General features: G+C 48.3%; 31 protein-coding genes and 1 other annotated feature. All 31 genes read right to left on the bottom strand.

Annotation, left to right across the window (positions count from 1 at the left end):
* Positions 1–26: 26 nt before the first annotated feature.
* A complete protein-coding gene (rpmD, locus tag KNP60_RS14925) occupies positions 27–212 on the bottom strand; it encodes a 50S ribosomal protein L30 (protein WP_021066617.1) in 186 nt (61 codons plus the stop codon).
* A gap of 15 nt (positions 213–227) precedes the next feature.
* Positions 228–728, bottom strand: a complete 501-nt coding sequence (gene rpsE, locus KNP60_RS14920; protein WP_021066616.1) for a 30S ribosomal protein S5 — start codon at positions 726–728, stop codon at positions 228–230.
* A 20-nt stretch (positions 729–748) separates the two neighbouring features.
* Entirely contained in the window at positions 749–1,111 is a 363-nt protein-coding gene (gene rplR, locus KNP60_RS14915; protein ID WP_012727661.1) for a 50S ribosomal protein L18, read from the bottom strand.
* Between the two features lie 34 nt (positions 1,112–1,145).
* Positions 1,146–1,685 carry a 50S ribosomal protein L6 gene (rplF, locus tag KNP60_RS14910; RefSeq protein WP_034781691.1) on the bottom strand — a complete coding sequence of 180 codons (540 nt, stop codon included), beginning with the start codon at positions 1,683–1,685 and terminating at the stop codon, positions 1,146–1,148.
* Between the two features lie 33 nt (positions 1,686–1,718).
* Positions 1,719–2,117 (bottom strand): 30S ribosomal protein S8, encoded by a 399-nt coding sequence (gene rpsH / locus KNP60_RS14905; protein ID WP_021066614.1) that lies wholly within the window; start codon positions 2,115–2,117, stop codon positions 1,719–1,721.
* A gap of 31 nt (positions 2,118–2,148) precedes the next feature.
* On the bottom strand, positions 2,149–2,418 hold the full coding sequence (gene rpsN, locus KNP60_RS14900) for a 30S ribosomal protein S14 (RefSeq protein ID WP_034781694.1): 270 nt from the start codon (positions 2,416–2,418) through the stop codon (positions 2,149–2,151).
* A gap of 20 nt (positions 2,419–2,438) precedes the next feature.
* Positions 2,439–2,978: a 50S ribosomal protein L5 gene (gene rplE, locus KNP60_RS14895; RefSeq protein ID WP_016508927.1), complete on the bottom strand. Its 540-nt coding sequence runs from the start codon at positions 2,976–2,978 to the stop codon at positions 2,439–2,441.
* A 32-nt stretch (positions 2,979–3,010) separates the two neighbouring features.
* The gene (rplX, locus tag KNP60_RS14890; RefSeq protein ID WP_021066612.1) at positions 3,011–3,319 is read right to left on the bottom strand and encodes a 50S ribosomal protein L24; all 309 of its coding nucleotides are present in this window, start codon (positions 3,317–3,319) and stop codon (positions 3,011–3,013) included.
* 37 nt (positions 3,320–3,356) lie between these two features.
* On the bottom strand, positions 3,357–3,725 hold the full coding sequence (gene rplN / locus KNP60_RS14885) for a 50S ribosomal protein L14 (protein WP_012727667.1): 369 nt from the start codon (positions 3,723–3,725) through the stop codon (positions 3,357–3,359).
* A gap of 43 nt (positions 3,726–3,768) precedes the next feature.
* On the bottom strand, positions 3,769–4,029 hold the full coding sequence (gene rpsQ / locus KNP60_RS14880) for a 30S ribosomal protein S17 (protein ID WP_021066611.1): 261 nt from the start codon (positions 4,027–4,029) through the stop codon (positions 3,769–3,771).
* A 33-nt stretch (positions 4,030–4,062) separates the two neighbouring features.
* Positions 4,063–4,266, bottom strand: a complete 204-nt coding sequence (gene rpmC / locus KNP60_RS14875; protein WP_012727669.1) for a 50S ribosomal protein L29 — start codon at positions 4,264–4,266, stop codon at positions 4,063–4,065.
* Complete coding sequence (gene rplP / locus KNP60_RS14870; protein WP_016508922.1) at positions 4,253–4,690, bottom strand: 50S ribosomal protein L16; 438 nt, start codon at positions 4,688–4,690, stop codon at positions 4,253–4,255. The genes rpmC and rplP overlap by 14 nt, the downstream gene beginning before the upstream one ends.
* 32 nt (positions 4,691–4,722) lie before the next feature.
* Positions 4,723–5,382 carry a 30S ribosomal protein S3 gene (rpsC, locus tag KNP60_RS14865; protein WP_034781696.1) on the bottom strand — a complete coding sequence of 220 codons (660 nt, stop codon included), beginning with the start codon at positions 5,380–5,382 and terminating at the stop codon, positions 4,723–4,725.
* Between the two features lie 13 nt (positions 5,383–5,395).
* Positions 5,396–5,728 carry a 50S ribosomal protein L22 gene (gene rplV, locus KNP60_RS14860; RefSeq protein WP_034781699.1) on the bottom strand — a complete coding sequence of 111 codons (333 nt, stop codon included), beginning with the start codon at positions 5,726–5,728 and terminating at the stop codon, positions 5,396–5,398.
* 20 nt (positions 5,729–5,748) lie between these two features.
* Positions 5,749–6,024: a 30S ribosomal protein S19 gene (rpsS, locus tag KNP60_RS14855; protein WP_012727673.1), complete on the bottom strand. Its 276-nt coding sequence runs from the start codon at positions 6,022–6,024 to the stop codon at positions 5,749–5,751.
* Positions 6,025–6,090: 66 nt separating this feature from the next.
* Positions 6,091–6,921 (bottom strand): 50S ribosomal protein L2, encoded by an 831-nt coding sequence (gene rplB / locus KNP60_RS14850; protein ID WP_034781701.1) that lies wholly within the window; start codon positions 6,919–6,921, stop codon positions 6,091–6,093.
* Positions 6,922–6,955: 34 nt separating this feature from the next.
* Positions 6,956–7,237 (bottom strand): 50S ribosomal protein L23, encoded by a 282-nt coding sequence (gene rplW, locus KNP60_RS14845; RefSeq protein ID WP_034781704.1) that lies wholly within the window; start codon positions 7,235–7,237, stop codon positions 6,956–6,958.
* Positions 7,237–7,860, bottom strand: coding sequence for a 50S ribosomal protein L4 (rplD, locus tag KNP60_RS14840; RefSeq protein ID WP_034781706.1), 624 nt, complete (start codon positions 7,858–7,860; stop codon positions 7,237–7,239). The genes rplW and rplD overlap by 1 nt, the downstream gene beginning before the upstream one ends.
* 28 nt (positions 7,861–7,888) lie before the next feature.
* The gene (rplC, locus tag KNP60_RS14835; protein ID WP_214797792.1) at positions 7,889–8,515 is read right to left on the bottom strand and encodes a 50S ribosomal protein L3; all 627 of its coding nucleotides are present in this window, start codon (positions 8,513–8,515) and stop codon (positions 7,889–7,891) included.
* A 61-nt stretch (positions 8,516–8,576) separates the two neighbouring features.
* Positions 8,577–8,885 carry a 30S ribosomal protein S10 gene (rpsJ, locus tag KNP60_RS14830; protein ID WP_012727678.1) on the bottom strand — a complete coding sequence of 103 codons (309 nt, stop codon included), beginning with the start codon at positions 8,883–8,885 and terminating at the stop codon, positions 8,577–8,579.
* Between the two features lie 378 nt (positions 8,886–9,263).
* Positions 9,264–9,773 (bottom strand): nucleotidyltransferase family protein, encoded by a 510-nt coding sequence (locus tag KNP60_RS14825; protein WP_214755080.1) that lies wholly within the window; start codon positions 9,771–9,773, stop codon positions 9,264–9,266.
* Between the two features lie 110 nt (positions 9,774–9,883).
* Positions 9,884–11,071, bottom strand: coding sequence for an elongation factor Tu (gene tuf, locus KNP60_RS14820; RefSeq protein ID WP_131437953.1), 1,188 nt, complete (start codon positions 11,069–11,071; stop codon positions 9,884–9,886).
* Between the two features lie 115 nt (positions 11,072–11,186).
* The gene (gene fusA / locus KNP60_RS14815) at positions 11,187–13,265 is read right to left on the bottom strand and encodes an elongation factor G (protein ID WP_214755078.1); all 2,079 of its coding nucleotides are present in this window, start codon (positions 13,263–13,265) and stop codon (positions 11,187–11,189) included.
* Positions 13,266–13,381: 116 nt separating this feature from the next.
* The gene (gene rpsG, locus KNP60_RS14810) at positions 13,382–13,849 is read right to left on the bottom strand and encodes a 30S ribosomal protein S7 (RefSeq protein ID WP_021066600.1); all 468 of its coding nucleotides are present in this window, start codon (positions 13,847–13,849) and stop codon (positions 13,382–13,384) included.
* Positions 13,850–13,897: 48 nt separating this feature from the next.
* Complete coding sequence (rpsL, locus tag KNP60_RS14805; protein WP_012727683.1) at positions 13,898–14,320, bottom strand: 30S ribosomal protein S12; 423 nt, start codon at positions 14,318–14,320, stop codon at positions 13,898–13,900.
* A gap of 288 nt (positions 14,321–14,608) precedes the next feature.
* The gene (gene rpoC / locus KNP60_RS14800) at positions 14,609–18,208 is read right to left on the bottom strand and encodes a DNA-directed RNA polymerase subunit beta' (RefSeq protein WP_034781713.1); all 3,600 of its coding nucleotides are present in this window, start codon (positions 18,206–18,208) and stop codon (positions 14,609–14,611) included.
* Positions 18,209–18,230: 22 nt separating this feature from the next.
* Positions 18,231–21,779 (bottom strand): DNA-directed RNA polymerase subunit beta, encoded by a 3,549-nt coding sequence (rpoB, locus tag KNP60_RS14795; protein WP_034781750.1) that lies wholly within the window; start codon positions 21,777–21,779, stop codon positions 18,231–18,233.
* Between the two features lie 193 nt (positions 21,780–21,972).
* Positions 21,973–22,569, bottom strand: coding sequence for a class I SAM-dependent methyltransferase (locus KNP60_RS14790; protein ID WP_034781715.1), 597 nt, complete (start codon positions 22,567–22,569; stop codon positions 21,973–21,975).
* A gap of 85 nt (positions 22,570–22,654) precedes the next feature.
* Positions 22,655–23,020 carry a 50S ribosomal protein L7/L12 gene (gene rplL, locus KNP60_RS14785; protein ID WP_024372175.1) on the bottom strand — a complete coding sequence of 122 codons (366 nt, stop codon included), beginning with the start codon at positions 23,018–23,020 and terminating at the stop codon, positions 22,655–22,657.
* Between the two features lie 59 nt (positions 23,021–23,079).
* Complete coding sequence (gene rplJ / locus KNP60_RS14780) at positions 23,080–23,586, bottom strand: 50S ribosomal protein L10 (protein WP_034781718.1); 507 nt, start codon at positions 23,584–23,586, stop codon at positions 23,080–23,082.
* Between the two features lie 45 nt (positions 23,587–23,631).
* Positions 23,632–23,785: a sequence feature (ribosomal protein L10 leader region), on the bottom strand.
* A 59-nt stretch (positions 23,786–23,844) separates the two neighbouring features.
* A complete protein-coding gene (gene rplA / locus KNP60_RS14775; RefSeq protein WP_034781720.1) occupies positions 23,845–24,531 on the bottom strand; it encodes a 50S ribosomal protein L1 in 687 nt (228 codons plus the stop codon).
* Positions 24,532–24,616: the final 85 nt, after the last annotated feature.

Here is a 24,616-nt window from a genome sequence, read left to right as displayed (position 1 = left end):
CACCTCCTTATTTAGTAAGATCTTTATTATTCGTTGATTTCGTTTACAGTCACAAGGTGCGACACTTTTTTGATCATACCGCGCATCGCTACGTTGTCAGGGACAACGACAGTCTGATGCATTTTACGAAGACCGAGTGTACGTACTGTTACACGCTGATCTTCCGGACGACCAATAGTGCTGCGTGTGAGGGTGATTGCGAGTTTCGCCATGTCTAATTCCCTCCCTTATTTAAGAAGTTCTTCTACGCTTTTACCGCGTAGTTTAGCAACTTCCTCTGCTTTTTTAAGCTCTGTCAAGCCTTTAACCGTCGCACGGACGATGTTGATTGGTGTGTTAGATCCAAGCGATTTCGAAAGGATGTCACCTACACCTGCGAGTTCGAGCACTGCACGAACTGGACCACCAGCGATAACCCCAGTACCTTCAGAAGCTGGTTTCATGAATACACGACCTGCTCCGAATACTCCTGTGATTTCGTGTGGAATTGTTGTACCGACCATCGGTACTTGAACCATGTTTTTCTTAGCGGCTTCAATAGCCTTGCGGATCGCTTCTGGCACCTCTTGTGCCTTACCTGTACCGAAACCGACGTGACCATTTTTGTCACCTACGACGACGAGAGCGGCGAAACGGAAGCGACGGCCACCTTTCACGACTTTCGCGACGCGGTTTACGGTAACAACGCGTTCTTCAAGTTGTTCCATGTTAACGTCTAACTGGCGCATCGAGTGTCCCCTCCTTTTTGTTAGAATTTAAGACCTGCTTCACGAGCTGCTTCAGCAACAGCTTTGACGCGGCCATGATAGAGGTATCCACCACGGTCGAACACAACAGTGTCGATACCTTTCTCGAGTGCACGTTCAGCTGCAAGTTTACCAACAGCTTTCGCTGCTTCAACGTTGCCGCCGTTTGTAAGATCGAGAGCTTTATCTTTCGAAGATGCTGACACAAGCGTTGTTTGTGCTGCATCATCGATGAGTTGAACGTAGATGTGCTTGCTCGAGCGGAATACGTTCAAACGTGGACGAGCTGCTGTCCCTGTGATCGTACGACGTACACGAGCATGACGTTTCTTACGAACTGCATTTTTGTCTGCTTTTGTGATCATTTATGCCACTCCTTTCCGTTCATTTCGTGACGAATTACTTACCAGTCTTACCTTCTTTACGGCGAATACGTTCATCAGAGTAACGAACACCTTTACCTTTGTAAGGTTCTGGAGCACGGTACGAGCGGATTTGAGCTGCAACGTGACCGACGCGCTCTTTGTTAATCCCTTTAACGACGATTTGCGTGTTTGAAGGAACTTCGATCTCGATACCTTCTTCAGCAACGTACTCGATTGGGTGCGAGTAACCGAGACTGAGGACGAGTTTGTTACCTTGCTTAGCTGCACGGTAACCAACCCCTGAGATCTCAAGTGTTTTCTGGAATCCGTTAGACACACCTTCCACCATGTTGGCGATAAGGGCACGTGTCGTCCCGTGGATCGTACGGTTCTCTTTCGAGTCATCCGGACGAACGACGTTCAATTCGTTCTCTTCAACTTTGATTTCCAAGGCTGGGTTAGCTGAAAGCGAAAGTTCACCTTTAGCACCTTTTACTGTGACCGTGTTGTCTTCTGCAACCGTGACAGTAACGCCAGCTGGAATCGTAACTGGTTTTTTACCAATACGTGACATTGATTACACCTCCGTTCTTGTTAGAAAAGTGACTTACCAGATGTAGGCGAGCACTTCGCCGCCGACTTGTTGTTGGCGAGCTTCTTTATCAGTCATAAGACCTTTTGATGTCGAAAGAACTGCGATACCGAGTCCTCCGAGTACTTTTGGTACTTCATCAGCTTTTGCGTATACACGAAGACCTGGTTTCGAAATGCGTTTGAGACCAGTGATAACACGTTCGTTGCTTGCTCCGTATTTAAGGAACAGACGAAGTGTACCTTGCTTAGCGTCCTCGATATATTCAACATCGCGAATGAAACCTTCACGCTTGAGGATCTCTGCAACCTCACGTTTGATATTAGAAGCTGGAAGCTCTAATTTTTCATGGCGAACCATGTTAGCGTTACGGATACGTGTAAGCATATCTGCAATTGGGTCTGTCATTACCATGCGATGTACCTCCTTTCACACTGTTAGTGGATTACCAGCTTGCTTTTTTAACACCAGGGATTTGACCTTTGTATGCAAGATCACGGAACTTGATACGGCTGATCCCGAATTTACCCATGTAACCATGTGGACGACCTGTGATACGGCAACGGTTATGAAGACGTACAGGTGAAGAGTTACGTGGCAATTTGCTGAGTCCGATGTAGTCGCCTTCAGCTTTCAATTGTGCACGTTTCTCAGCGTACTGGGCAACGAGTTTCTCGCGTTTGTGTTCGCGATTCACCATTGACTTTTTAGCCATGTTGTCGACCTCCCTTTAGATTATTTTTGGAATGGCATTCCGAGAAGTGTGAGCAATTCACGAGCTTCTTCGTCTGTGTTCGCTGTTGTAACAACAACGATGTCCATACCGCGTACTTTCGTTACTTTATCGTAATCGATCTCAGGGAAAATAAGTTGCTCTTTCACACCAAGCGTGTAGTTACCGCGTCCGTCGAATGCTTTCTTCGATACACCGCGGAAGTCACGTACACGTGGAAGTGAAACAGTTACCAATTTGTCGAGGAAATCGTACATACGCTCGCCACGAAGAGTAACCTTCGCACCGATTGGCATGCCTTCACGAAGTTTGAAACCAGCGATTGATTTCTTAGCCTTCGTTACGAGTGGTTTTTGACCAGAAAGAATTGATAATTCTTCCACTGCCATGTCAAGAGCCTTCGAGTTCGAAACAGCGTCACCTACACCCATGTTGATGACGATCTTGTCGACCTGCGGGACTTGCATGACTGAGTCATAGTTGAATTTATCCATCATCGCTTTCACGATGTCGCTTTTATACTTCTCTTGCAAACGGTTCATAGTCGAATGGACCTCCTTTCGTCACGTTCTTCTTATTTATCGAGTACTTCGCCCGATTTCGCGACACGAACTTTTTTACCATCGACTACTTTGAAACCAACGCGAGTCGGTTTGCCCGTTTTAGGGTCGAGTGGCATGACGTTCGAGACGTGAATTGGTGCTTCGATTTCAAGGATACCGCCTTGTGGATTCGCTTGTGATGGTTTCGAGTGTTTTTTAATCACGTTGATACCTTCTACGACTACGCGGTTCTTGCTTGGCATAGCTTTGAGGATAACCCCTTGCTTGCCTTTATCTTTACCAGACATTACCTGGACTGTATCGCCTTTTTTAACATGCATCGTTTTGCGCACCTCCTTATAGGATTGAAATTGGAAATTAAAGTACTTCCGGTGCCAACGAAACGATCTTCATGAATTCTTTTTCACGAAGTTCACGTGCAACTGGCCCGAAGATCCGAGTGCCGCGTGGGCTCTTGTCATCTTTGATGATGACTGCTGCGTTCTCATCGAAACGGATGTACGAACCATCTTTACGACGAGCGCCGCGTTTTGTACGAACGACAACTGCTCTGACAACGTCACCTTTTTTAACAACGCCACCTGGTGTTGCTTGTTTTACCGTCGCGACGATGATGTCACCGATGTTGGCAGTCTTACGACCTGAACCACCGAGGACTTTAATTGTCAACAGTTCACGCGCGCCAGAGTTGTCTGCTACTTTCAAGCGAGATTCTTGTTGAATCATGCGAGTGTACCTCCCTCCGGATGTTTATAGATCCGAACTGTTATTAGATGATTACTGATTCTTCTACTACTGTTACGAGACGGAAACGTTTGTCTTTAGAAAGCGGACGTGTTTCCGCGATACGGACGACATCGCCGATTTTAGCGACATTGTTCTCATCGTGCGCTTTAAATTTCTTCGTGTAGTTTACACGTTTGCCATAAAGCTTATGACGTACTTTTGTTTCAACTGCAACGACGATCGTTTTGTCCATTTTGTCAGACACGACGCGTCCAGTGAGTACTTTACGCTTATTGCGTTCCATGAGTGTTACCTCCTCTTAAAGAATCCGATTAGATTAGCCGTTGTTGATGCCGAGTTCGCGTTCACGAAGAATCGTTTTAGCACGCGCAATCGACTTGCGTACTTCACGGATACGAGCAGGATTCTCAAGCTGACCTGTAGCTAATTGGAAACGAAGGTTAAAGAGTTCTTCTTTCCACTCGCCTACTTTACCGTTGAGCTCTTCAGTTGTTGATTGACGGAGATCAGTTGCTTTCATTCGTATCACCACCATTTTCTTCACGTTTCACGAACTTACATTTCACTGGAAGTTTGTGCGCTGCAAGACGAAGTGCCTCACGTGCAACTTCCTCAGATACACCCGCGATTTCGAACATTACTTTGCCAGGCTTAACTACAGCTACCCAGCCTTCTGGAGCACCTTTACCCGAACCCATTCGGACTTCGAGAGGCTTTTTCGTGTATGGTTTGTGTGGGAAGATCTTGATCCACACTTTACCACCACGTTTCATATAACGTGTCATTGCGATACGTGCTGATTCGATTTGACGGTTTGTGATCCAGCTCGCTTCGAGCGATTGGAGACCGAATTCACCGAAATGTACTGTTGTGCCGCGTTTTGCATTTCCGCGCATTTTACCACGGTGTACACGACGATATTTCACGCGTTTAGGTAACAACATAGTGTGTTGCCTCCTTCCTGAAAGAGTGTTTATTATTCAGCGTTTTTAGCTGTGTTGTTTTTTGTTGGAAGAACTTCACCATGGTACAACCAGACTTTAATTCCGATTTTACCATAAGTTGTGTCAGCTTCAGCTGTTCCGTAATCGATATCGGCACGGAGTGTGTGAAGTGGAACTGTTCCTTCCGAGTACTTCTCTGAACGAGCGATATCAGCGCCACCAAGACGACCAGAAACTTCTGTTTTGATCCCTTTGATGCCAGTGCGCATCGAACGTTGGATTGATTGTTTCATTGCACGACGGAATGACACACGGCCTTCCAATTGACGAGCGATGTTTTCAGCAACAAGTTTAGCGACAGCGTCCGCGTTTTTCACTTCAACAACGTTGATGTGAACACGTTTGCCTTCAGCAAGCTTGATGATGTTTTTGCGGAGTGACTCGATTTCCGAACCACCCTTACCGATAACCATACCTGGTTTCGCAGTGTGAAGCGAAATGTTCACGCGATTTGCAGCGCGTTCGATTTCTACTTTAGAAATACTAGCATCCTTCATTTTGTTTTCGATGTATTCACGAATAACGAAGTCTTCATGAAGGAGATCTGCGTAGTCTTTCTCAGCGTACCAACGCGAATCCCAGTCTTTGATAATACCAACGCGAAGACCGTGCGGATTTACCTTTTGACCCACTACATATCCCTCCTTATTTCTCAGTTACCACGATGTGGATGTGGCTTGTGCGTTTGTTAATACGGCTTGCGCGACCCATCGCACGTGGGCGGAAGCGTTTGAGTGTTGGACCTTCGTTGACGTAGATTTCCGACACCACAAGGTTCTCAATATTCATATCGTAGTTGTGCTCTGCGTTTGCAATCGCTGACTTCAATACTTTTTCAACGATTGGCGACGCTGCCTTGTTCGTGTGAGCAAGGACAGAGAGCGCTTCGCCGACTTGTTTCCCGCGAATTAAGTCTACAACGAGACGTGCTTTGCGAGGAGCAAGACGGACCATATTAGCTGATGCTTTAGCTTGCATGGATTTGACCTCCCCTCAAATTACCGTTTCGTTTTCTTGTCTGATCCGTGACCTTTGTACGTGCGTGTTGGAGCGAATTCACCAAGTTTGTGACCGACCATGTCTTCTGTCACGAATACTGGTACGTGTTTACGACCATCGTGTACACCGAACGTGTGACCCATGAATTCTGGGAAGATTGTCGAGCGACGTGACCAAGTTTTGATGACTTGCTTCTCACCAGATTCGTTGAGTTTGTCAACTTTAGCGAGCAAATGGTGATCTGCGAATGGACCTTTTTTCAAGCTGCGACCCATGATAGAACCTCCCTTTGGAATGATTCGGGAACGGCTCTTTCGAACCGCCCGAGAATCATGTAGTAATTATTTCTTGCGACGACGAAGAATGTACATGTCGCTCGATTTGTTTTTCTTACGAGTTTTAAGACCAAGAGCTGGTTTACCCCAAGGAGTAAGTGGGCCCGAACGACCGATTGGCGCACGACCTTCACCACCACCGTGTGGGTGATCAACCGGGTTCATTACAGAACCACGTACTGTTGGGCGTTTGCCTAACCAACGTGAACGTCCTGCTTTACCGATGTTTACGAGTTCGTGTTCTTCGTTACCAACTGAACCGACTGTCGCGCGGCAAGTGCCGAGGAACAAGCGTGATTCACCTGATTGAAGACGAACGATGACGTACTTGCCGTCACGTCCTTGGATTTGTGCCGATGCACCAGCCGCACGAACAAGCTGACCGCCCTTACCAGGCTTAAGCTCGATGTTGTGGATAGTAGTACCGACAGGGATGTTCACGAGTGGAAGAGCGTTCCCCACTTTGATATCCGCCTCAGGACCAGACATGATTTCCATGCCTACTTTGATGCCCTTAGGAGCGAGGATGTAACGTTTCTCACCATCTGCATAGTTGATGAGGGCGATGTTCGCTGAACGGTTTGGATCGTATTCGATCGTAGCAACGCGTCCGACGATGCCATCTTTGTTACGTTTGAAATCGATGATACGGTATTTGCGTTTGTGCCCGCCACCTTGGTGACGTACAGTCAAACGACCTTGGTTGTTACGACCGCCTTTTTTCGAAAGCTTTTCAGTTAACGATTTTTCAGGACGGTTCGTTGTGATCTCTGCAAAGTCGAGAGATGTCATGTTACGGCGACCGTTAGTGGTCGGCTTAAACTTTTTAATTGCCATCGAGGATTCCCTCCTTTTCTTCTAAGGTAGTAAATTAACCGAGGAAGTCGATTGTGTTGCCTTCAGCAAGGGTTACGATCGCTTTTTTACGACGAGCTGTGTAACCAGAGTGACGACCGACACGTTTCGCTTTCGGTTTCATGTTCATTGTGTTTACCGAAGCAACTTTCACATTGAAGATTGTTTCGATAGCGTACTTCACTTGCGATTTAGTCGCTTTAACGTCGATTTCGAAAACGTATTTGTTAGCTTCCATGAGGCTAACAGAACGCTCAGTGATGATAGGACGTTTGATGATATCGTATGCTTGAGCCATTATGCAAGCACCTCCTCTACCTTCGCAACCGCATCTTTAGTGAAGATGACTTTGTCGTTAGCAACGAGGTCAAGAACGTTAACGCCTGCTGCCTCGATCACAGTCACTCCTGGGATGTTACGAGCTGCGAGAGCGATAGTCTCATTGTAGTCCGCTGTGACTACAAGAGCCTTACGTTCTACTGACAAGCTGTTCAAAACAGCAGCCATGTCTTTTGTTTTTGGTGCATCGAAAGCAAGGCCTTCGAGGACGATCATTTCGTTGTTTTTCACTTTCGACGAAAGCGCCGAGAGAAGTGCTAAACGACGAACTTTTTTAGGAAGCTTGTAAGAGTATGAACGTGGTGTTGGACCGAAGACTGTACCACCACCAACCCATTGTGGTGAGCGGATAGAACCTTGGCGCGCACGACCAGTTCCCTTTTGTTTCCATGGTTTACGGCCGCCACCGCGTACTTCCGAGCGACCTTTCGTATCGTGAGTACCTTGACGGCGTGATGCTTGTTGCATGACGATCGCGTCGTAAAGTACTGAGTCGTTAGGCTCGATACCGAAAATGGCTTCTGCCAATTCGATCTCGCCAACTTGTGAACCTGTTTGGTTAAGCAAAGCTACTTTAGGCATTCGTAATTCCTCCTTTCCGTGCAGTTAATTAGTTACCTTTTACCGCTGTTTTGATGATGACGTTCGACTTGCGAGCGCCTGGGATTGCGCCTTTAACGAGTACAAGGCCGCGTTCCGCGTCAACTTTGACAACTTCAAGGTTTTGAATCGTTTTACGCTCGCCACCCATTTGACCAGGAAGAAGCTTCCCTTTAAATACGCGGTTAGGAGCTACAGGACCCATCGAACCAGGACGACGGTGGTAGCGCGAACCGTGAGCCATTGGTCCACGTGATTGTCCGTGACGCTTGATCGCACCTTGGAATCCTTTACCTTTCGATGTACCTGTTACGTCTACTAATTCACCTGCAGCGAAAATGTCCGCCTTGATCTCTTGACCGATTTCGTATCCTTCTACTGAAGTACGAATCTCTTTCATGAAGCGCTTAGGTGTCGCACTTGCTTTCGCAGCGTGACCTTTTGCCGGTTTGTTTTGACGTGATTCTTTGATGTCGCCGAAACCGAGTTGAACTGCTTCGTAACCGTCTGTTTCAACTGTTTTAAGTTGAAGAACGACGTTTCCTTCGACAGCAACTACTGTTACCGGTACGACTTCGCCTGCTTCGTTGAAGATTTGAGTCATACCAAGTTTTGTTCCTAAGATTCCTTTAGCCATGAGATACACCTCCTGTTTAATAATTATTGTCTCTTCTGGCTAGTATCTACTATATGAAGAATTAAAGTTTGATTTCGATGTCAACACCTGATGGTAATTCGAGGCGCATAAGCGCATCAACCGTTTTTGGTGTTGGGTTAACGATGTCGATCAAGCGTTTGTGTGTACGCATCTCGAACTGCTCACGAGCATCTTTGTACTTGTGAACCGCACGAAGGATCGTGTAGATCGATTTTTCAGTTGGAAGCGGGATTGGTCCCGAAACCTTTGCACCTGAACGCTTCGCAGTATCAACGATTTTCTCAGCTGATTGATCGAGTACGCGATGGTCGTATGCTTTTAAACGAATACGGATTTTTTCATTTGCCATGTAAGTTTCCCTCCTTTGTCGCCTATTTTTAAAAATAGACAGTTCTCCGCGGAAATTTCCACACCGGCCATGGCAAAGCTGCCTGGCGTGTCATAACCTCCCGCTTCATCGCAGCGTGCTTGTGTCAGCAGAGGTATCCGATCATTGCAAATCAACGATTGGACCCGATTTCTGCTGTAAAGTCTCTCACCACTCGCACAAACACTTAATCATTATATCGAATCTACATATGAAATGCAAGATTTGATTTTTAAATTGCGCCGGATGTCTGATGAGTTGTTCAACGTTCACTAATGTAACAAGATTTGAACCCATTTGCAAGCTATTTTCCTTCTTTTGTTGAACTATTTGTTACAAGAACCGCCATGCCAACTCTACCTAGCGTTTCATACGTGCTCCGAAGCGTTCCGTGACGGATTCGATGACCGAGGCTGGGGCTCGTTTCAAGCAGGTTTGGACGATCGTTTCATTCATTGGATGAGTCTCGAAGTATTGACTTAACCGTTCAAGCTTATCGATACGGTTCATTACCGTATACAGTACGACCCACTCTTCGAGATGCATCCAACTGCCGACCGGTTCAATATATGGATGTGTATAGATCCCATCGGTGCACTTCATCCGAAAGCTGGCCATCACATCAATGTCTCCGCCCTCGAACTCATATTCGCCAAAATAGGTCGTCACGTAATCTGGATGAGGCGTCGACTCGACTTTCTTTCCAGCACGGCTCAGTACTTGATCGACTCGCTCGAATTGATCCGGTTCGACAAACACATCCAAGTCGTTCGCCGTTTCAATTAGCCCATGATGCTTCAGTAACGTCGACCCACCGAACCGACACGCGATCCCGTTCAGCCGACATAACGTTTCGACTTGCTTCTCCATCTTCGTCTCCCCTTTCGTTCGACATATGTCCCATCTTACCACGTCTTGCCACAAAACAAAAAAGCAGCCCGCAAAATGCGGACTGCTTGAAAGGTCAGTGAATCAATCGATTACTCGATGATTTCAGTTACTGAACCAGCGCCTACTGTACGGCCACCCTCACGGATTGAGAAACGTGTTCCGTCTTCGATCGCGATTGTAGAAATCAATTCGATCGTCAACTCGATGTTGTCTCCTGGCATTACCATTTCAGTACCTTCTGGAAGGTGAACGATACCTGTTACGTCAGTTGTACGGAAGTAGAACTGCGGACGGTAGTTCGCGAAGAATGGCGTGTGACGGCCACCCTCTTCTTTAGAAAGAACGTAGATTGAAGCTTTGAATTTTGAGTGCGGCGTGATTGAACCTGGCTTAGCAAGTACTTGTCCACGCTCGATGTCTTCACGTGATACACCACGGAGAAGAGCACCGATGTTGTCGCCAGCTTCAGCGTAGTCGAGAAGCTTACGGAACATCTCTACACCAGTACATACAGTTTTCTTAGTTTCTTCTGTAAGACCAACGATTTCAACTTCGTCGTTGACGCGGAGAACACCACGCTCAACACGACCAGTCGCTACAGTACCGCGACCAGTGATTGAGAATACGTCCTCAACTGGCATCATGAATTCTTTGTCCGTGTCACGAACTGGCTCAGGGATGTACTCATCAACTGCGTTCATGAGTTCCATGATTTTTTCTTCCCACTGAGCTTCGCCGTTAAGCGCGCCAAGTGCTGAACCTTTGATTACAGGGAGGTCGTCGCCTGGGAAGTCATATTCAGAAAGAAGTTCACGGATTTCCATTTCAACGAGCTCAAGGAGTTCTTCGTCGTCAACCATGTCAACTTTGTTCATGAATACGACGATGAAAGGAACACCTACTTGACGTGAAAGAAGGATGTGCTCACGTGTTTGTGGCATTGGGCCATCAGTTGCCGAAACAACGAGGATCGCGCCGTCCATTTGTGCAGCACCAGTGATCATGTTTTTAACATAGTCAGCGTGACCTGGGCAGTCAACGTGTGCATAGTGGCGTTTTTCTGTTTCGTACTCGATGTGAGCTGTTGCGATTGTGATACCGCGCTCACGCTCTTCAGGAGCACCATCGATTGCGTCAAACTTTGTAGCTGTTTTCCCTTGTGCTTTTGAAAGTACAGCTGAGATCGCTGCAGTCAAAGTTGTTTTACCGTGGTCGACGTGGCCGATTGTACCAACGTTAACGTGCGGTTTAGAACGGTCGAATTTTTCTTTACCCATTCTAGATTCCTCCTCTATTAGACAATTAGTTTTTTATTTAACTAGGAAGACGTAGGCTACTTTTAACATACGTCCTCCTTAGCTTACAACAATCAATTAAGCGTTACAACCGTTATTAGCCGTTCGCTTTTTTGATGATTTCTTCTGCGATTGACTTCGGTACTTCTTCGTAGTGATCGAAGTGCATCGAGTACGTTCCGCGTCCTTGCGTACGTGAACGAAGCGATGTCGCATAGCCGAACATTTCTGAAAGTGGAACCATTGCTTTAACGACTTGAGCGTTACCGCGTGCTTCCATACCTTCTACGCGTCCACGGCGTGACGTGACGTCACCCATGATATCTCCCAAGTATTCTTCTGGGATGACAACTTCAACACGCATCATTGGCTCAAGGATAACAGCTTTCGCTTGCTCCTTAAGTTGTTTAACCGCCATCGAAGCAGCAACTTTAAACGCCATCTCGTTCGAGTCGACATCGTGGTACGATCCGAAGACGAGGGCAGCTTTAACGTCAACTACTGGGTAACCAGCGAGGATACCGTTTTCGAGAGCTTCTTCAATCCCGTTTTGAACAGCTGGGACGTATTCACGTGGTACAACACCACCGACGATCTTGTTCTCGAATGCGAATCCAGCGCCTTCTTCGTTCGGCTCGAATTCTACGACAACGTGACCGTACTGACCGCGTCCACCAGATTGACGTACGAATTTCGAATCGATCTTCGCAGCGCCACGGATTGTCTCACGGTAAGCAACTTGTGGTGCACCGACGTTTGCTTCTACTTTGAATTCGCGACGCATACGGTCAACGAGGATATCAAGGTGAAGCTCACCCATACCAGAGATGATTGTTTGACCAGTCTCTTGGTTTGTTTCAGTGCGGAAAGTTGGATCCTCTTCTGCGAGTTTCGCGAGGGCTTGACCCATCTTGTCTTGGTCAGCTTTCGATTTAGGCTCGATAGCGACCGAGATAACTGGTTCTGGGAATGTCATTGACTCGAGAACGACGTTGTCTTTCTCTGAGCAAAGTGTATCACCAGTCGTAGTATCTTTGAGACCAACAGCCGCGGCGATGTCACCAGCGTATACCATTGGAATCTCTTCACGGCTGTTCGCGTGCATTTGAAGGATACGACCGAGGCGCTCACGCTTACCTTTAGTCGAGTTCTTCACATACGAACCAGCTTGTGCTGTACCAGAGTACACACGGAAGAACGTCAATTTACCGACGTAAGGATCCGTCATGACTTTGAACGCAAGTGCCGAGAACGGCGCGTCATCTGAAGGCTCACGCGTGATTTCTTCTTCTGTGTCGAGGTTGATCCCTTTGATTGACTCAACATCAACTGGTGATGGGAGGTAATCAACAACAGCGTTCAACATCAATTGAACACCTTTGTTTTTGAAGGCCGAACCAACGAGTACAGGGTAGAATTCTACGCTGAGTGTTGCTTTACGAATACCAGCTTTGAGTTCGTCGATTGAGATCTCTTCGCCTTCGAGGTATTTCATCATCAACTCTTCGTTGTAGTCTGCGACCGCTTCGATCAATTGACCGCGAAGTTCTTCAGCTTGGTCAGCCATGTCAGCTGGGAAGCCATCTGTTACTTCGATGTCAGTACCGAGGTCGTTCGAGTACATGTACGTCTTCATTTCGACGAGGTCGACGATTCCTTTGAATTCGTCTTCCGCACCGATTGGAAGTTGGATTGGGTGTGCATTTGCATGCAAGCGCTCGTGAAGTGTTTTCACCGAGTACAAGAAGTCCGCACCGATCTTATCCATCTTGTTGACGAATACGACACGTGGAACACCGTAAGTCGTCGCTTGACGCCATACAGTTTCTGTTTGTGGTTCAACACCTGACTGAGCGTCAAGTACTGCAACTGCGCCATCAAGTACACGGAGTGAACGTTCAACTTCAACCGTGAAGTCTACGTGTCCAGGTGTATCGATGATGTTTACACGGTGGCCATTCCACTGTGCAGTTGTCGCAGCAGAAGTGATCGTGATTCCACGCTCTTGCTCCTGCTCCATCCAGTCCATTTGTGAAGCTCCTTCATGAGTTTCACCAATCTTGTGGATACGACCTGTGTAATAAAGAATACGTTCAGTTGTTGTCGTCTTACCGGCATCGATGTGAGCCATGATCCCGATGTTACGAGTATTCTTTAGGGAGAATTCTCTTGCCATACTGGGTATTCTCCTTCCGCATGTGTTTTTCGTGTGCTGGCACACGATATGATTATACCCGAAAGCCACTCCATTAAGCCACCGCTTGGTGACGTGGAGTGGTCTTTACGTTTAACTTACCAACGATAGTGAGCAAACGCTTTGTTCGCTTCTGCCATCTTATGCATGTCTTCGCGTTTCTTAACAGACGCACCAGTGTTATTGGCTGCATCCATGATTTCATTCGCGATACGTTGCTCCATCGTTTTCTCGTTGCGGAGACGAGCGTAGTTCACGAGGTAACGAAGACCAAGTGTCGTACGGCGCTCTGGACGAACTTCAACAGGAACTTGGTAGTTTGCTCCACCAACACGGCGAGCTTTAACTTCAAGTACAGGCATGATGTTGTTCATTGCTTCTTCGAACACTTCCATAGGCTCTTTGCCTGAGCGTTCAGCGATGAGGCCAAATGCGTTGTAAATGATAGTTTGAGCTGTACCTTTTTTACCGTCTAACATGACACGGTTAATGAGGCGAGTTACCAATTTCGAGTTGTAGATCGGATCTGCGATAACGTCACGACGTTCTGCACGGTTTTTACGCATCCGAGTACCCTCCTTTCAAAATTTCAGTAGTTTTTAGTTTTGCGAGAATTACTTCTTCGCAGCTTTCGGACGTTTCGTACCGTATTTAGAACGGCCTTGCATACGTCCGTCAACACCTGCAGTGTCAAGCGCACCACGAACGATGTGGTAACGTACCCCTGGTAAGTCTTTTACACGTCCTCCACGGATAAGAACAACGCTGTGCTCTTGAAGGTTGTGGCCAATACCTGGAATGTACGCAGTCACTTCGATTTGGTTAGTCAAACGAACACGAGCATACTTACGTAATGCCGAGTTCGGTTTCTTCGGAGTCATTGTACCAACACGTGTACAAACACCACGTTTCTGTGGCGAGCTCACGTTAGTTTGTGACTTGATGAAACTGTTGTAACCTTTGTTAAGTGCTGGAGAGTCAGATTTAACGACTTTCGATTTACGTCCTTTACGGACTAACTGGTTGATAGTAGGCATCTTTGAAGATCCTCCCTTCCTGAATTATGCTATTTTCTAGACCCACCGACCCGGGTGGTTCATTTAAGGTCATAACGAAACGCTTTTACGAGGCGTAGGCATTCCATGACCTCGCAAAAACGTGAGTTATACCTTGAAAGTGGCAATAATAGCAGCCAAACCTTTCCGAAGAAAGATCGGGTGACGTCCGAGTAGCTTGCCGACTGCTGGACACCGTTGTCATCGACAACAACCGATTGGCGGCACTAAATCATAGTAGCACCGCCAACCTATGCTGTCAAGACGTTTTTATTCTACAGTCGTGTCTTCGAGGACGGCTTTCGTCTCATCTTCTTTGAGCTGTACATCGCGGTAAACCGGCATCCCAGTACCAGCTGGAACGAGTTTCCCGATGATGACGTTCTCTTTGAGTCCGAGAAGATAGTCGCGCTTGCCTTTGATGGCAGCATCTGTCAACACACGAGTTGTTTCTTGGAACGAAGCGGCCGAGAGGAACGAATCTGTCTCAAGCGACGCTTTCGTGATTCCGAGAAGGACCGGTTTCGCTGTTGCCGGGCTCTTGCCTTCGCGGAGCGCATCTTTACATGCTTCTTTGAAGACGCTGATGTCGACGAGCGAACCAGGGAGGAGCGGCGTATCACCAGACTCGATGACTTTGACGCGGCGAAGCATTTGGCGAACCATAACTTCGACGTGTTTGTCGCCGATCTCTACCCCTTGCATCCGGTAAACTTTTTGTACTTCTTGGAGAAGGTAGTTTTGTACGCCAGATACACCACGGACGGCGAGCAATTCTTTCGGATCGATCGAACCTTCCGTGAAGACTTCCCCAGCTTCTACCGTATCTCCGATTTGAACACGAAGACGTGCTCCAAACGGAATCGTGTACGTACGTGTCTCGCTAAGTCCTTCGACCGTGAGTTCACGTTTGTCACGCGATTCTGTGAAATCGATGACCGTACCCGGGATTTCCGAGATGACCGCTTGCCCTTTCGGGTTACGAGCCTCGAATACCTCTTGGATACGCGGAAGACCTTGTGTGATATCATCTCCGGCTACCCCACCTGTGTGGAAGGTACGCATTGTAAGCTGCGTTCCTGGCTCACCGATTGATTGCGCGGCGATGATTCCGACAGCTTCGCCGACTTCAACGTTCGAGCCAGTCGCCAAGTTGCGGCCGTAACATTTTTTACATACGCCGTGTGACGTGTTACATGTAAAGGCTGTCCGGATTTCAACTCGTTCGATTCCAGCGTCGACGATGTCGCGAGCGAGATCTTCGGTAATCAATTGGTTCTTCTCGACCATGACTTCACCCGTTTCCGGATGTGCCACTGTCTCGAACGCTGTACGGCCGACGAGGCGGTCATACAAGTTTTCGATTTCTTCCGTGCCTTCGCGGAGAGCGGCGACGCGGATACCGCGGTCCGTTCCACAATCTTCTTCACGGATGATGACATCTTGGGCTACGTCAACGAGACGACGTGTCAAGTAACCTGAGTCAGCCGTCTTAAGGGCTGTATCGGCAAGACCTTTACGCGCACCGTGTGTCGAGATGAAGTATTCCTGTACCGTCAGACCTTCACGGAATGAAGATTTGATCGGAAGTTCGATGATGCGGCCAGATGGAGCGGCCATCAAACCACGCATCCCTGCGAGCTGCGTGAAGTTGGACGCGTTACCACGGGCACCTGAGTCAGACATCATGAAGATTGGGTTCAAGCGATTGAGGGATTTCATCAATCGTGATTGAATCTCATCTTTCGCTTCGTTCCAAGAGCGTACAACGCGCTCGTAACGCTCATCTTCAGTGATGAGACCGCGACGGAATGACTTCATGATTTGATCGACTTGGGCTTGCGCTTCATCGAGAATTTCTTGTTTGTCCGGAAGAACGATGATATCAGCGATTCCGACCGTCACACCGGCTTTCGTCGAGTGTTTGAAGCCGAGATCTTTCATCCGGTCAAGCATGCGGCTTGTTTCAGTCGTTTCAAACTTCTGGAACACTTCCGCGATGACTTTTCCAAGGAATCCTTTTTTGAACGGTTCGATGAGTGGACGTGAGGCGATTTCTTCCGCCACGTTGGCACCTTTGTCGATGAAGTACTTATCAGGCGTTGCTTCCTGCAAGTTTTCCATCGTCGGTTCGTTCAAGTATGGGAACGTGTTCGGTAAAATCTCGTTAAAGATCATCTTACCGACCGTTGTGATCAACAATTTCTCGTTTTGCTCATCTGTGAACGTCGGGTTGTTAAGCGTCCGTGCTGGAAGAGCCACACGTGTATGCAAGTGGACGTAGCCATTTTGATACGCGATGAGCGCTTCGTTCACGTTCGACAACACTTTCCCTTGTCCGATGGCATCGTCGCGTTCAAGCGAGATGTAGTAGTTACCGAGGACCATATCCTGCGATGGTGTAACGACTGGTTTTCCATCTTTCGGGTTCAAGATGTTTTGCGCCGCGAGCATAAGAAGACGAGCTTCGGCTTGCGCTTCGGCAGAAAGTGGTACGTGGACCGCCATTTGGTCACCATCGAAGTCGGCGTTGTAGGCCGTACATACGAGCGGGTGAAGACGAATCGCACGACCCTCGACGAGAATCGGTTCGAAAGCTTGAATCCCTAGGCGGTGAAGCGTAGGGGCACGGTTCAAGAGAACCGGGTGCTCACGAATGACTTCTTCGAGGACGCCCCAGATTTCTGGTTGCATCTTCTCAATCTTACGTTTGGCGTTCTTGATGTTCGAAGCAATGCCGCGACCGACAAGTTCTTTCATCACGAACGGTTTGAAGAGTTCAAGCGCCATCTCTTTCGGGAGACCACACTGGTACATCTTCAAGTTCGGTCCAACGACGATAACTGAACGTCCTGAATAGTCGACCCGTTTACCAAGAAGGTTTTGACGGAAACGACCTTGTTTCCCTTTCAACATGTGTGAAAGTGATTTCAATGGACGGTTACCTGGACCTGTTACCGGACGACCACGACGACCATTGTCGATGAGGGCGTCAACCGCTTCTTGAAGCATACGCTTCTCGTTTTGCACGATGATGTTCGGCGCGCCGAGGTCGAGCAAACGTTTGAGACGGTTGTTACGGTTGATGACTCGACGATATAAATCGTTCAAGTCAGATGTCGCAAAGCGTCCACCGTCGAGCTGCACCATCGGGCGAAGCTCAGGCGGAATGACAGGAAGTACTTCGAGGATCATCCAATCTGGATCATTGCCTGATGTGAAGAATGCATCGAGCACTTCAAGGCGTTTGATCGCACGTGTACGACGCTGACCTTGAACTGTCTTCAATTCTTCGCGGAGTTCTCCGACTTCCTTCTCGAGTTGCACGTCTTGAAGGAGTGTCCGGATTGCTTCCGCACCCATGTCTGCTTTGAAGTCACTACCGTATTTTTCACGGTAGAGACGGTATTCTTTTTCCGAGAGAAGTTGTTTCTTCTCGAGCGGAGTGTCACCTGGCTCCGTCACGACGTACGACGCGAAGTAGATCACTTCTTCGAGTGCACGTGGTGACATGTCGAGAACAAGCCCCATTCGGCTTGGAATCCCTTTGAAGTACCAGATGTGCGAAACTGGTGCCGCGAGCTCGATATGGCCCATACGCTCGCGACGCACTTTCGCTTTCGTCACTTCAACGCCACAGCGGTCACAAATGACTCCTTTATAACGGATCCGTTTGTACTTTCCACAGTAACATTCCCAGTCTTTCGTAGGACCGAAGATTCGTTCACAGAACAATCCGTCCTTCTCTGGTTTGAGTGTACGATAGTTGATCGTTTCCGGCTTTTTGACTTCCCCGTAAGACCACGAACGGATCTTCTCAGGTGAAGCCAAGCCGATTTTCATATATTCAAATCGATTAACATCTACCAAGGGGCCGACCTCCCTTTTCGCCTTATTCCTCTTCCGTAACAGTCGGTTGAACGACTTGTTCTAACGCCGATGTTGCGTTCGGGATGTTGTCGTCATCTTCATCTTTCATTTCAACTTCTTCATCGTCCGCAGACATCATCTTGACTTCCATACCGAGCGCTTGGAGCTCTTTGATCAAGACGCGGAACGACTCAGGAACGCCCGCTTTCGGAACGCTCTCACCTTTCACGATGGCCTCGTATGCTTTCACACGGCCCACCGTGTCATCCGACTTGATTGTAAGGATCTCTTGGAGCGTGTAGGCTGCGCCGTACGCTTCAAGTGCCCATACTTCCATCTCACCGAAACGCTGTCCACCGAACTGTGCTTTACCACCGAGCGGTTGTTGTGTGACGAGCGAGTATGGTCCTGTCGAACGAGCGTGAAGTTTATCATCAACCATGTGCGCGAGTTTGATCATATACATGACACCGACCGAGACGCGGTTATCGAACGCTTCACCAGTACGACCGTCATAGAGACGAGTCTTGGCATCTTTGTCCATTCCAGCTTCTTCAATCGTTGCCCATACGTCTTCCTCACGCGCACCATCGAATACAGGTGTCGCCACTTTGATGCCGAGCTTTTTAGCCGCCATTCCAAGGTGGAGTTCGAGTACCTGACCGATGTTCATCCGCGATGGTACACCTAGTGGGTTAAGCATGATGTCAATCGGTGTGCCGTCCGGCATGTATGGCATGTCTTCTTCAGGGAGGATCCGCGAGATAACACCTTTGTTACCGTGACGTCCCGCCATCTTATCCCCTTCGTGAATCTTACGTTTTTGAACGATGTAGACACGAACCATTTGGTTCACGCCCGGTGAGAGTTCGTCACCGTTTTCACGATCGAACACTTTGACGTCCAAGATGATGCCGTCGCCGCCGTTTGGTACACGGAGTGACGTATCACGGACTTCACGTGCTTTCTCACCGAAGATCGCGTGCAAGAGACGCTCTTCCGCCGTCAATTCAGTCACGCCTTTAGGCGTTACTTTACCGACGAGGATATCGCCATCCTTGACTTCCGCACCGATGCGGATGATTCCACGATCGTCCAAGTTGCGAAGCGCGTCATCGCCGACGTTTGGAATATCACGTGTGATTTCCTCAGGTCCGAGTTTCGTGTCGCGTGATTCTGACTCGTACTCTTCGATATGAATCGATGTGTACACGTCATCTTTCACGAGACGCTCACTCATGATGATCGCATCCTCATAGTTGTAACCGTCCCATGTCATGAAGGCGACAACGACGTTACGGCCGAGCGCGAGCTCACCCATATCCATCGATGGACCGTCAGCAAGGATTTCTCCTTTTTCGACACGGTCGCCAGCAGCGATGATCGGCTTCTGGTTGTAGCATGTCCCTTGGTTCGAACGAACATACTTTTGAAGTTTGTAGCGGTCAAGGTCACCCGACACCTCAGAACCGTTCACGTCAGACGTGCGGCGGACCAAGATTTCGCGCGCTGTGACACGCTCGACGACACCTGGGAATTTCGCGATAATCGCGGCTCCAGAGTCTTTCGCTGACACGTACTCCATACCAGTACCGATAATCGGTGAATCAGGTTGGAGAAGCGGTACAGCTTGACGTTGCATGTTCGCTCCCATGAGGGCACGGTTCGAGTCATCGTTCTCGAGGAACGGGATACATGCCGTCGCGGCAGAAACAACCTGTTTCGGCGAAACGTCCATGTAATCGACTCGGTTTGGCTCAACTGACAAGTTTTGTCCGCGGAAACGGCAAAGGACTTGTTCGTTGGCGAAACCGCCTTCTTCTGTGAGCGGCATGTTCGCCTGGGCGACGACGTAGAGATCTTCTTCATCCGCCGTCATATATTGAATCTCGCTCGTGACGAGACCTGTTTCTGGGTCGACTCGACGGTACGGTGCTTCGATGAAGCCGTACTCGTTTACTTTCGCATAAGACGAAAGCGAGTTGATGAGACCGATGTTCGGTCCTTCTGGTGTTTCGATTGGACACATCCGACCGTAGTGCGAATAGTGAACATCTCGAACTTCGAAACCGGCACGCTCACGTGTCAAACCACCCGGTCCAAGTGCAGAGAGACGACGCTTGTGCGTGAGCTCTGCGAGCGGGTTTGTTTGGTCCATGAACTGTGACAACTGCGAGCTACCAAAGAACTCTTTTAGCGACGCGATTACCGGGCGAATGTTGATGAGTGCCTGTGGTGTGATCGCGTTTTGATCTTGAATCGACATCCGCTCTTTAACAACACGTTCCATACGAGAAAGCCCGATCCGGAATTGGTTTTGGAGAAGTTCTCCGACTGAACGAAGACGACGGTTTCCTAGGTGGTCGATGTCATCTGTTGTTCCGACTTCGTGTAGCAAGTTAAAGAAGTAGTTGATCGATGCGATGATATCAGCCGGCGTGATGTGTTTCACACTGCGGTCGATATTGCCGTTACCGATAATGTTCAAGATACGCTCTCCATCTGGGTCATCTGGTGAGATAACTTTGATCGATTGAAGACCGAACGGTTCACCTTCAGCGACGCCGCCTGTCGGCTCAGCATCCATATAACCGAGGCCGTTTTCCAAATGTGGAAGAACGCGGTCAAGGTTGCGACGATCGAGGATTGTTCCAGCTTCAGCGATGACTTCGCCTGTTTCTGGGTCAACGAGCGTCTCGGCCAATTTTTGACCGAAGAGACGGTTTTTAAGATGAAGTTTTTTGTTCATCTTGTAGCGACCGACGTTTGCAAGGTCGTAACGTTTTGGGTCGAAGAAACGAGATACGAGAAGTGACTTCGCGTTCTCAACCGTTGGTGGTTCACCAGGGCGGAGACGCTCGTAAATTTCGATCAACGCTTTTTCTGTTGATTCTGTATTATCTTTTTCAAGGGTATTGCGAAGATATTCATCATCCCCGAGAAGGTCGATAATCTCTTGGTCCGTACCGAATCCGAGGGCACGCAACAACACCGTTACCGGGATCTTACGGGTACGGTCGATACGAACGTAAACGATATCTTTGGCATCTGTCTCAAGTTCGAGCCATGCACCGCGGTTCGGAATGACTGTCGCACCGAAACCACGCTTACCGTTTTTATCGAGTTTGGCGTTGTAATAAACGCTCGGCGAACGAACAAGCTGGGAAACGATAACGCGTTCTGCACCGTTAATGATAAACGTTCCCGATTCTGTCATGAGTGGGAAATCTCCCATGAACACTTCTTGTTCTTTGAGCTCACCTGTTTCTTTGTTTTGCAGACGTACTTTTACGCGCAATGGCGCAGAGTAAGTAACGTCTCGCTCCTTCGATTCATCAATCGAATACTTCGGCTCACTGAGCGAATAATCGATGAACTCGAGCACAAGGTTTCCAGTGAAGTCGGAGATTGGCGAAATGTCCGTAAACATCTCTTTCAATCCTTCACGTAAGAACCACTCGTAAGAAGCAGTTTGAATTTCAATCAAATTCGGAAGCTCTAATACCTCACTGATACGGGCAAAGCTTCTTCTCTGACGGTGACGACCGTACTGAACAAGTTGACCAGTCAACTGATTCACCTCTCAGACCCCCAATTCTCTATCGAATTTTTCGGGCGTAATAATCGAACATTGTCATTGAATGTCGTCTCTTTTCCGCGTCTAAAAAGCGGCAAACGCGGCAGTTCAAGGCGAATTCCATTCCAATGGCATTTTATAATGTTAGCATATACGTTATAGCGAGTCAACAAGACTTCACCGTTTGTCAAGAGCGAATTGCTCGGAAAATGAAATAGCCTTTTTCTTTCACAACCGTCTCGACTTGACCAAACACATCTTCAAGCAACTTCTTGGCAGAAGGCGCTCCTTGTTTCTTTTGGATGACGACATAGAGCGCTCCACCTACGACGAGATGCGCATGCGCGCCTCGCAAAATCGTGTGGACCACTTGCTTTCCGGCCCGAATTGGCGGATTGGTCACGATTGCGGCGAACTGTTCGTCACCGACCGCGTCGTAAGCGTGGCTGAGCCGCGTCTCGATCGTCACTCCGTTCTGGGCGGCGTTTTGCTCTGACAAGGCAAGCGCTCGCTCGTTCACGTCGACGAGGAGTGCTTCACGCCCAGAGGCATCGGCAAGCGAGATCCCCATCGGACCGTAGCCACAGCCCACATCTAAAATGCGCCCTTCGACGTCAGGCACTTCAAATGATTCGATTAAGAGACGTGACCCAAAATCGACCGATCCTTTCGAGAACACGCCGCGGTCCGAGGTGAAGCGATATGTCTTCCCTCGCAACTCGTACGTCCATGTCTCAGGGGCACTTTTCGAACTAGGGTCGTTCGTATAGTAATGATCTCCCATGCATTGAACCTCCTAACCCACTCTTCAAGGAAATAAAAGAAGCTCGCCATAGCGAGCTTCTATAGGTTGTGAAGTAAAAGTTGGATTACTTAACTTCGACAGTTGCGCCAGCTTCTTCAAGCTTAGCTTTGACTGCGTCTGCGTCTTCTTTAGAAACGCCTTCTTTGACTGGAGCCGGAGTTCCGTCAACGAGTGCTTTCGCTTCTTTAAGACCGAGGCCTGTAAGTTCACGAACTGCTTTGATGACGTTGATTTTACCAGCGCCAGCGTTTGTGAGGATTACGTCGAATTCAGTTTGCTCTTCAGCTGCTGCTGCGCCTGCACCTGCAACTGCTACTGGAGCTGCTGCTGATACGCCGAATTCTTCTTCGATTGTTTTTACGAGTTCGTTAAGTTCGAGAACCGTCATTGATTTGAGGTCTTCGATGAATTGCTCTTTGTTGAAAGCCATTATGGTTTTCCTCCTTTGATGTTGTAAAGATTGGTTTTGGTTACGCTACGAGACAAAAATTAAGCAGTTTGCTCTTCTTTTTGTTCTGCGATTGCGTTTGTTGCGACTGCGAGCCCACGGATTGGAGCTTGAAGTACGCTGAGAAGCATCGAGAGAAGACCATCGCGTGATGGAAGTTCTGCAAGGGCTTTAACTTCTTCGAGTGAAGTTACTTTGCCTTCGATGATTCCGCCTTTCAATTCGAGCGCTTTGTGCTCTTTCGAGAAGTCGTTCAAGATCTTCGCAGGGGCAACAACGTCTTCGTTAGAGAAGGCGATTGCTGTAGGACCTGTGAAGACTTCGTCAAGACCTTCGAAGTTCGACTGAACTGCCGCGCGGCGAAGAAGACCGTTTTTGTATACTTTGAACTCGATTCCAGCGTCACGGAGTGATTTACGGAGTGTAGTCACTTCTTCAACTGTAAGTCCACGGTAGTCAACAACGATTGTTCCGACGCTCGCTTGCATTTTTTCAGCGATCTCATCGACGAGTGCCGATTTTTGAGATACGATTTTTTCGCTTGCCATGTGTTTGCACCTCCTAGTCAATTCTTATACCGGACGAGAGGCTGCTCTCCAAAAAGAAATCCCTCGTATGAAGACATACGAGGGCGTAATTGTTTGAAAGTAAACCTGTGACAACAGGCTCAAGTTCGAGCAAAGACACCTCGGAAGGGTTTACGGACCGATGTCCACCTTCTGTCTACGGTAATCCAACATATTCGGTTGAACGTGTATTACTTTAACAGCGGTATCACACGTTGTCAACAGTTTATTTCAAGTAGATTACTTGATGAAGTCGGCAGTCGCGACACGGATTCCAGGACCCATTGTCGAAGAAAGCGCGATGTTTTTAAGGTAAGTTCCTTTTGCAGTAGCAGGCTTCACTTTCATGAGTGTCTCGATGATTGTCTCGATGTTCTCAGAGAGTTTTGTTGCTTCAAATGACTTCTTACCAACTGGTACGTGGATGTTACCGGCTTTGTCAACGCGGTACTCTACTTTACCAGCTTTGATGTCCGCGATTGCTTTCGCAACGTCGAACGTGACTGTGCCTGTTTTCGGGTTAGGCATGAGGCCTTTTGGTCCGAGAACGCGACCAAGTTTACCAACTTCACCCATCATGTCAGGTGTCGCAACGATTACATCGAAGTCGAACCATCCTTGTTGGATTTTAGTGATGAACTCAGAGTCACCGACGTAGTCAGCGCCAGCCGCTTCAGCTTCTTTAACTTTTTCGCCTTTTGCGAAGACGAGAACTTTTTGTGTTTTACCAGTACCGTGTGGAAGTACGACGGCACCGCGGATTTGTTGGTCCGCTTTCTTCGGATCTACGCCGAGACGGACAGCAACTTCGATTGTTTCATCGAATTTAGCAGTAGCTGTTTTCTGAACGAGTTCAACGGCCTCAGCGAGTTCGTATGACTTCATGCGGTCAACAAGCTTAGCTGCTTCTTGGTGTTTTTTACCCATGATTCTTTTCCTCCTTGTGGTTAGCGGAATTTCCTCCCACATAATGAAGGGATTGAAGGTGAGCATAATATTCACCGACAATCCC

Origin of the sequence: Exiguobacterium sp. s5 (assembly GCF_018618075.1) — a bacterium.
Taxonomy (GTDB): Bacteria; Bacillota; Bacilli; order Exiguobacteriales; family Exiguobacteriaceae; genus Exiguobacterium; species Exiguobacterium mexicanum_A.
Note: the sequence above shows the minus strand (reverse complement) of the source record. Positions and strands in the feature narration are given on the sequence as shown.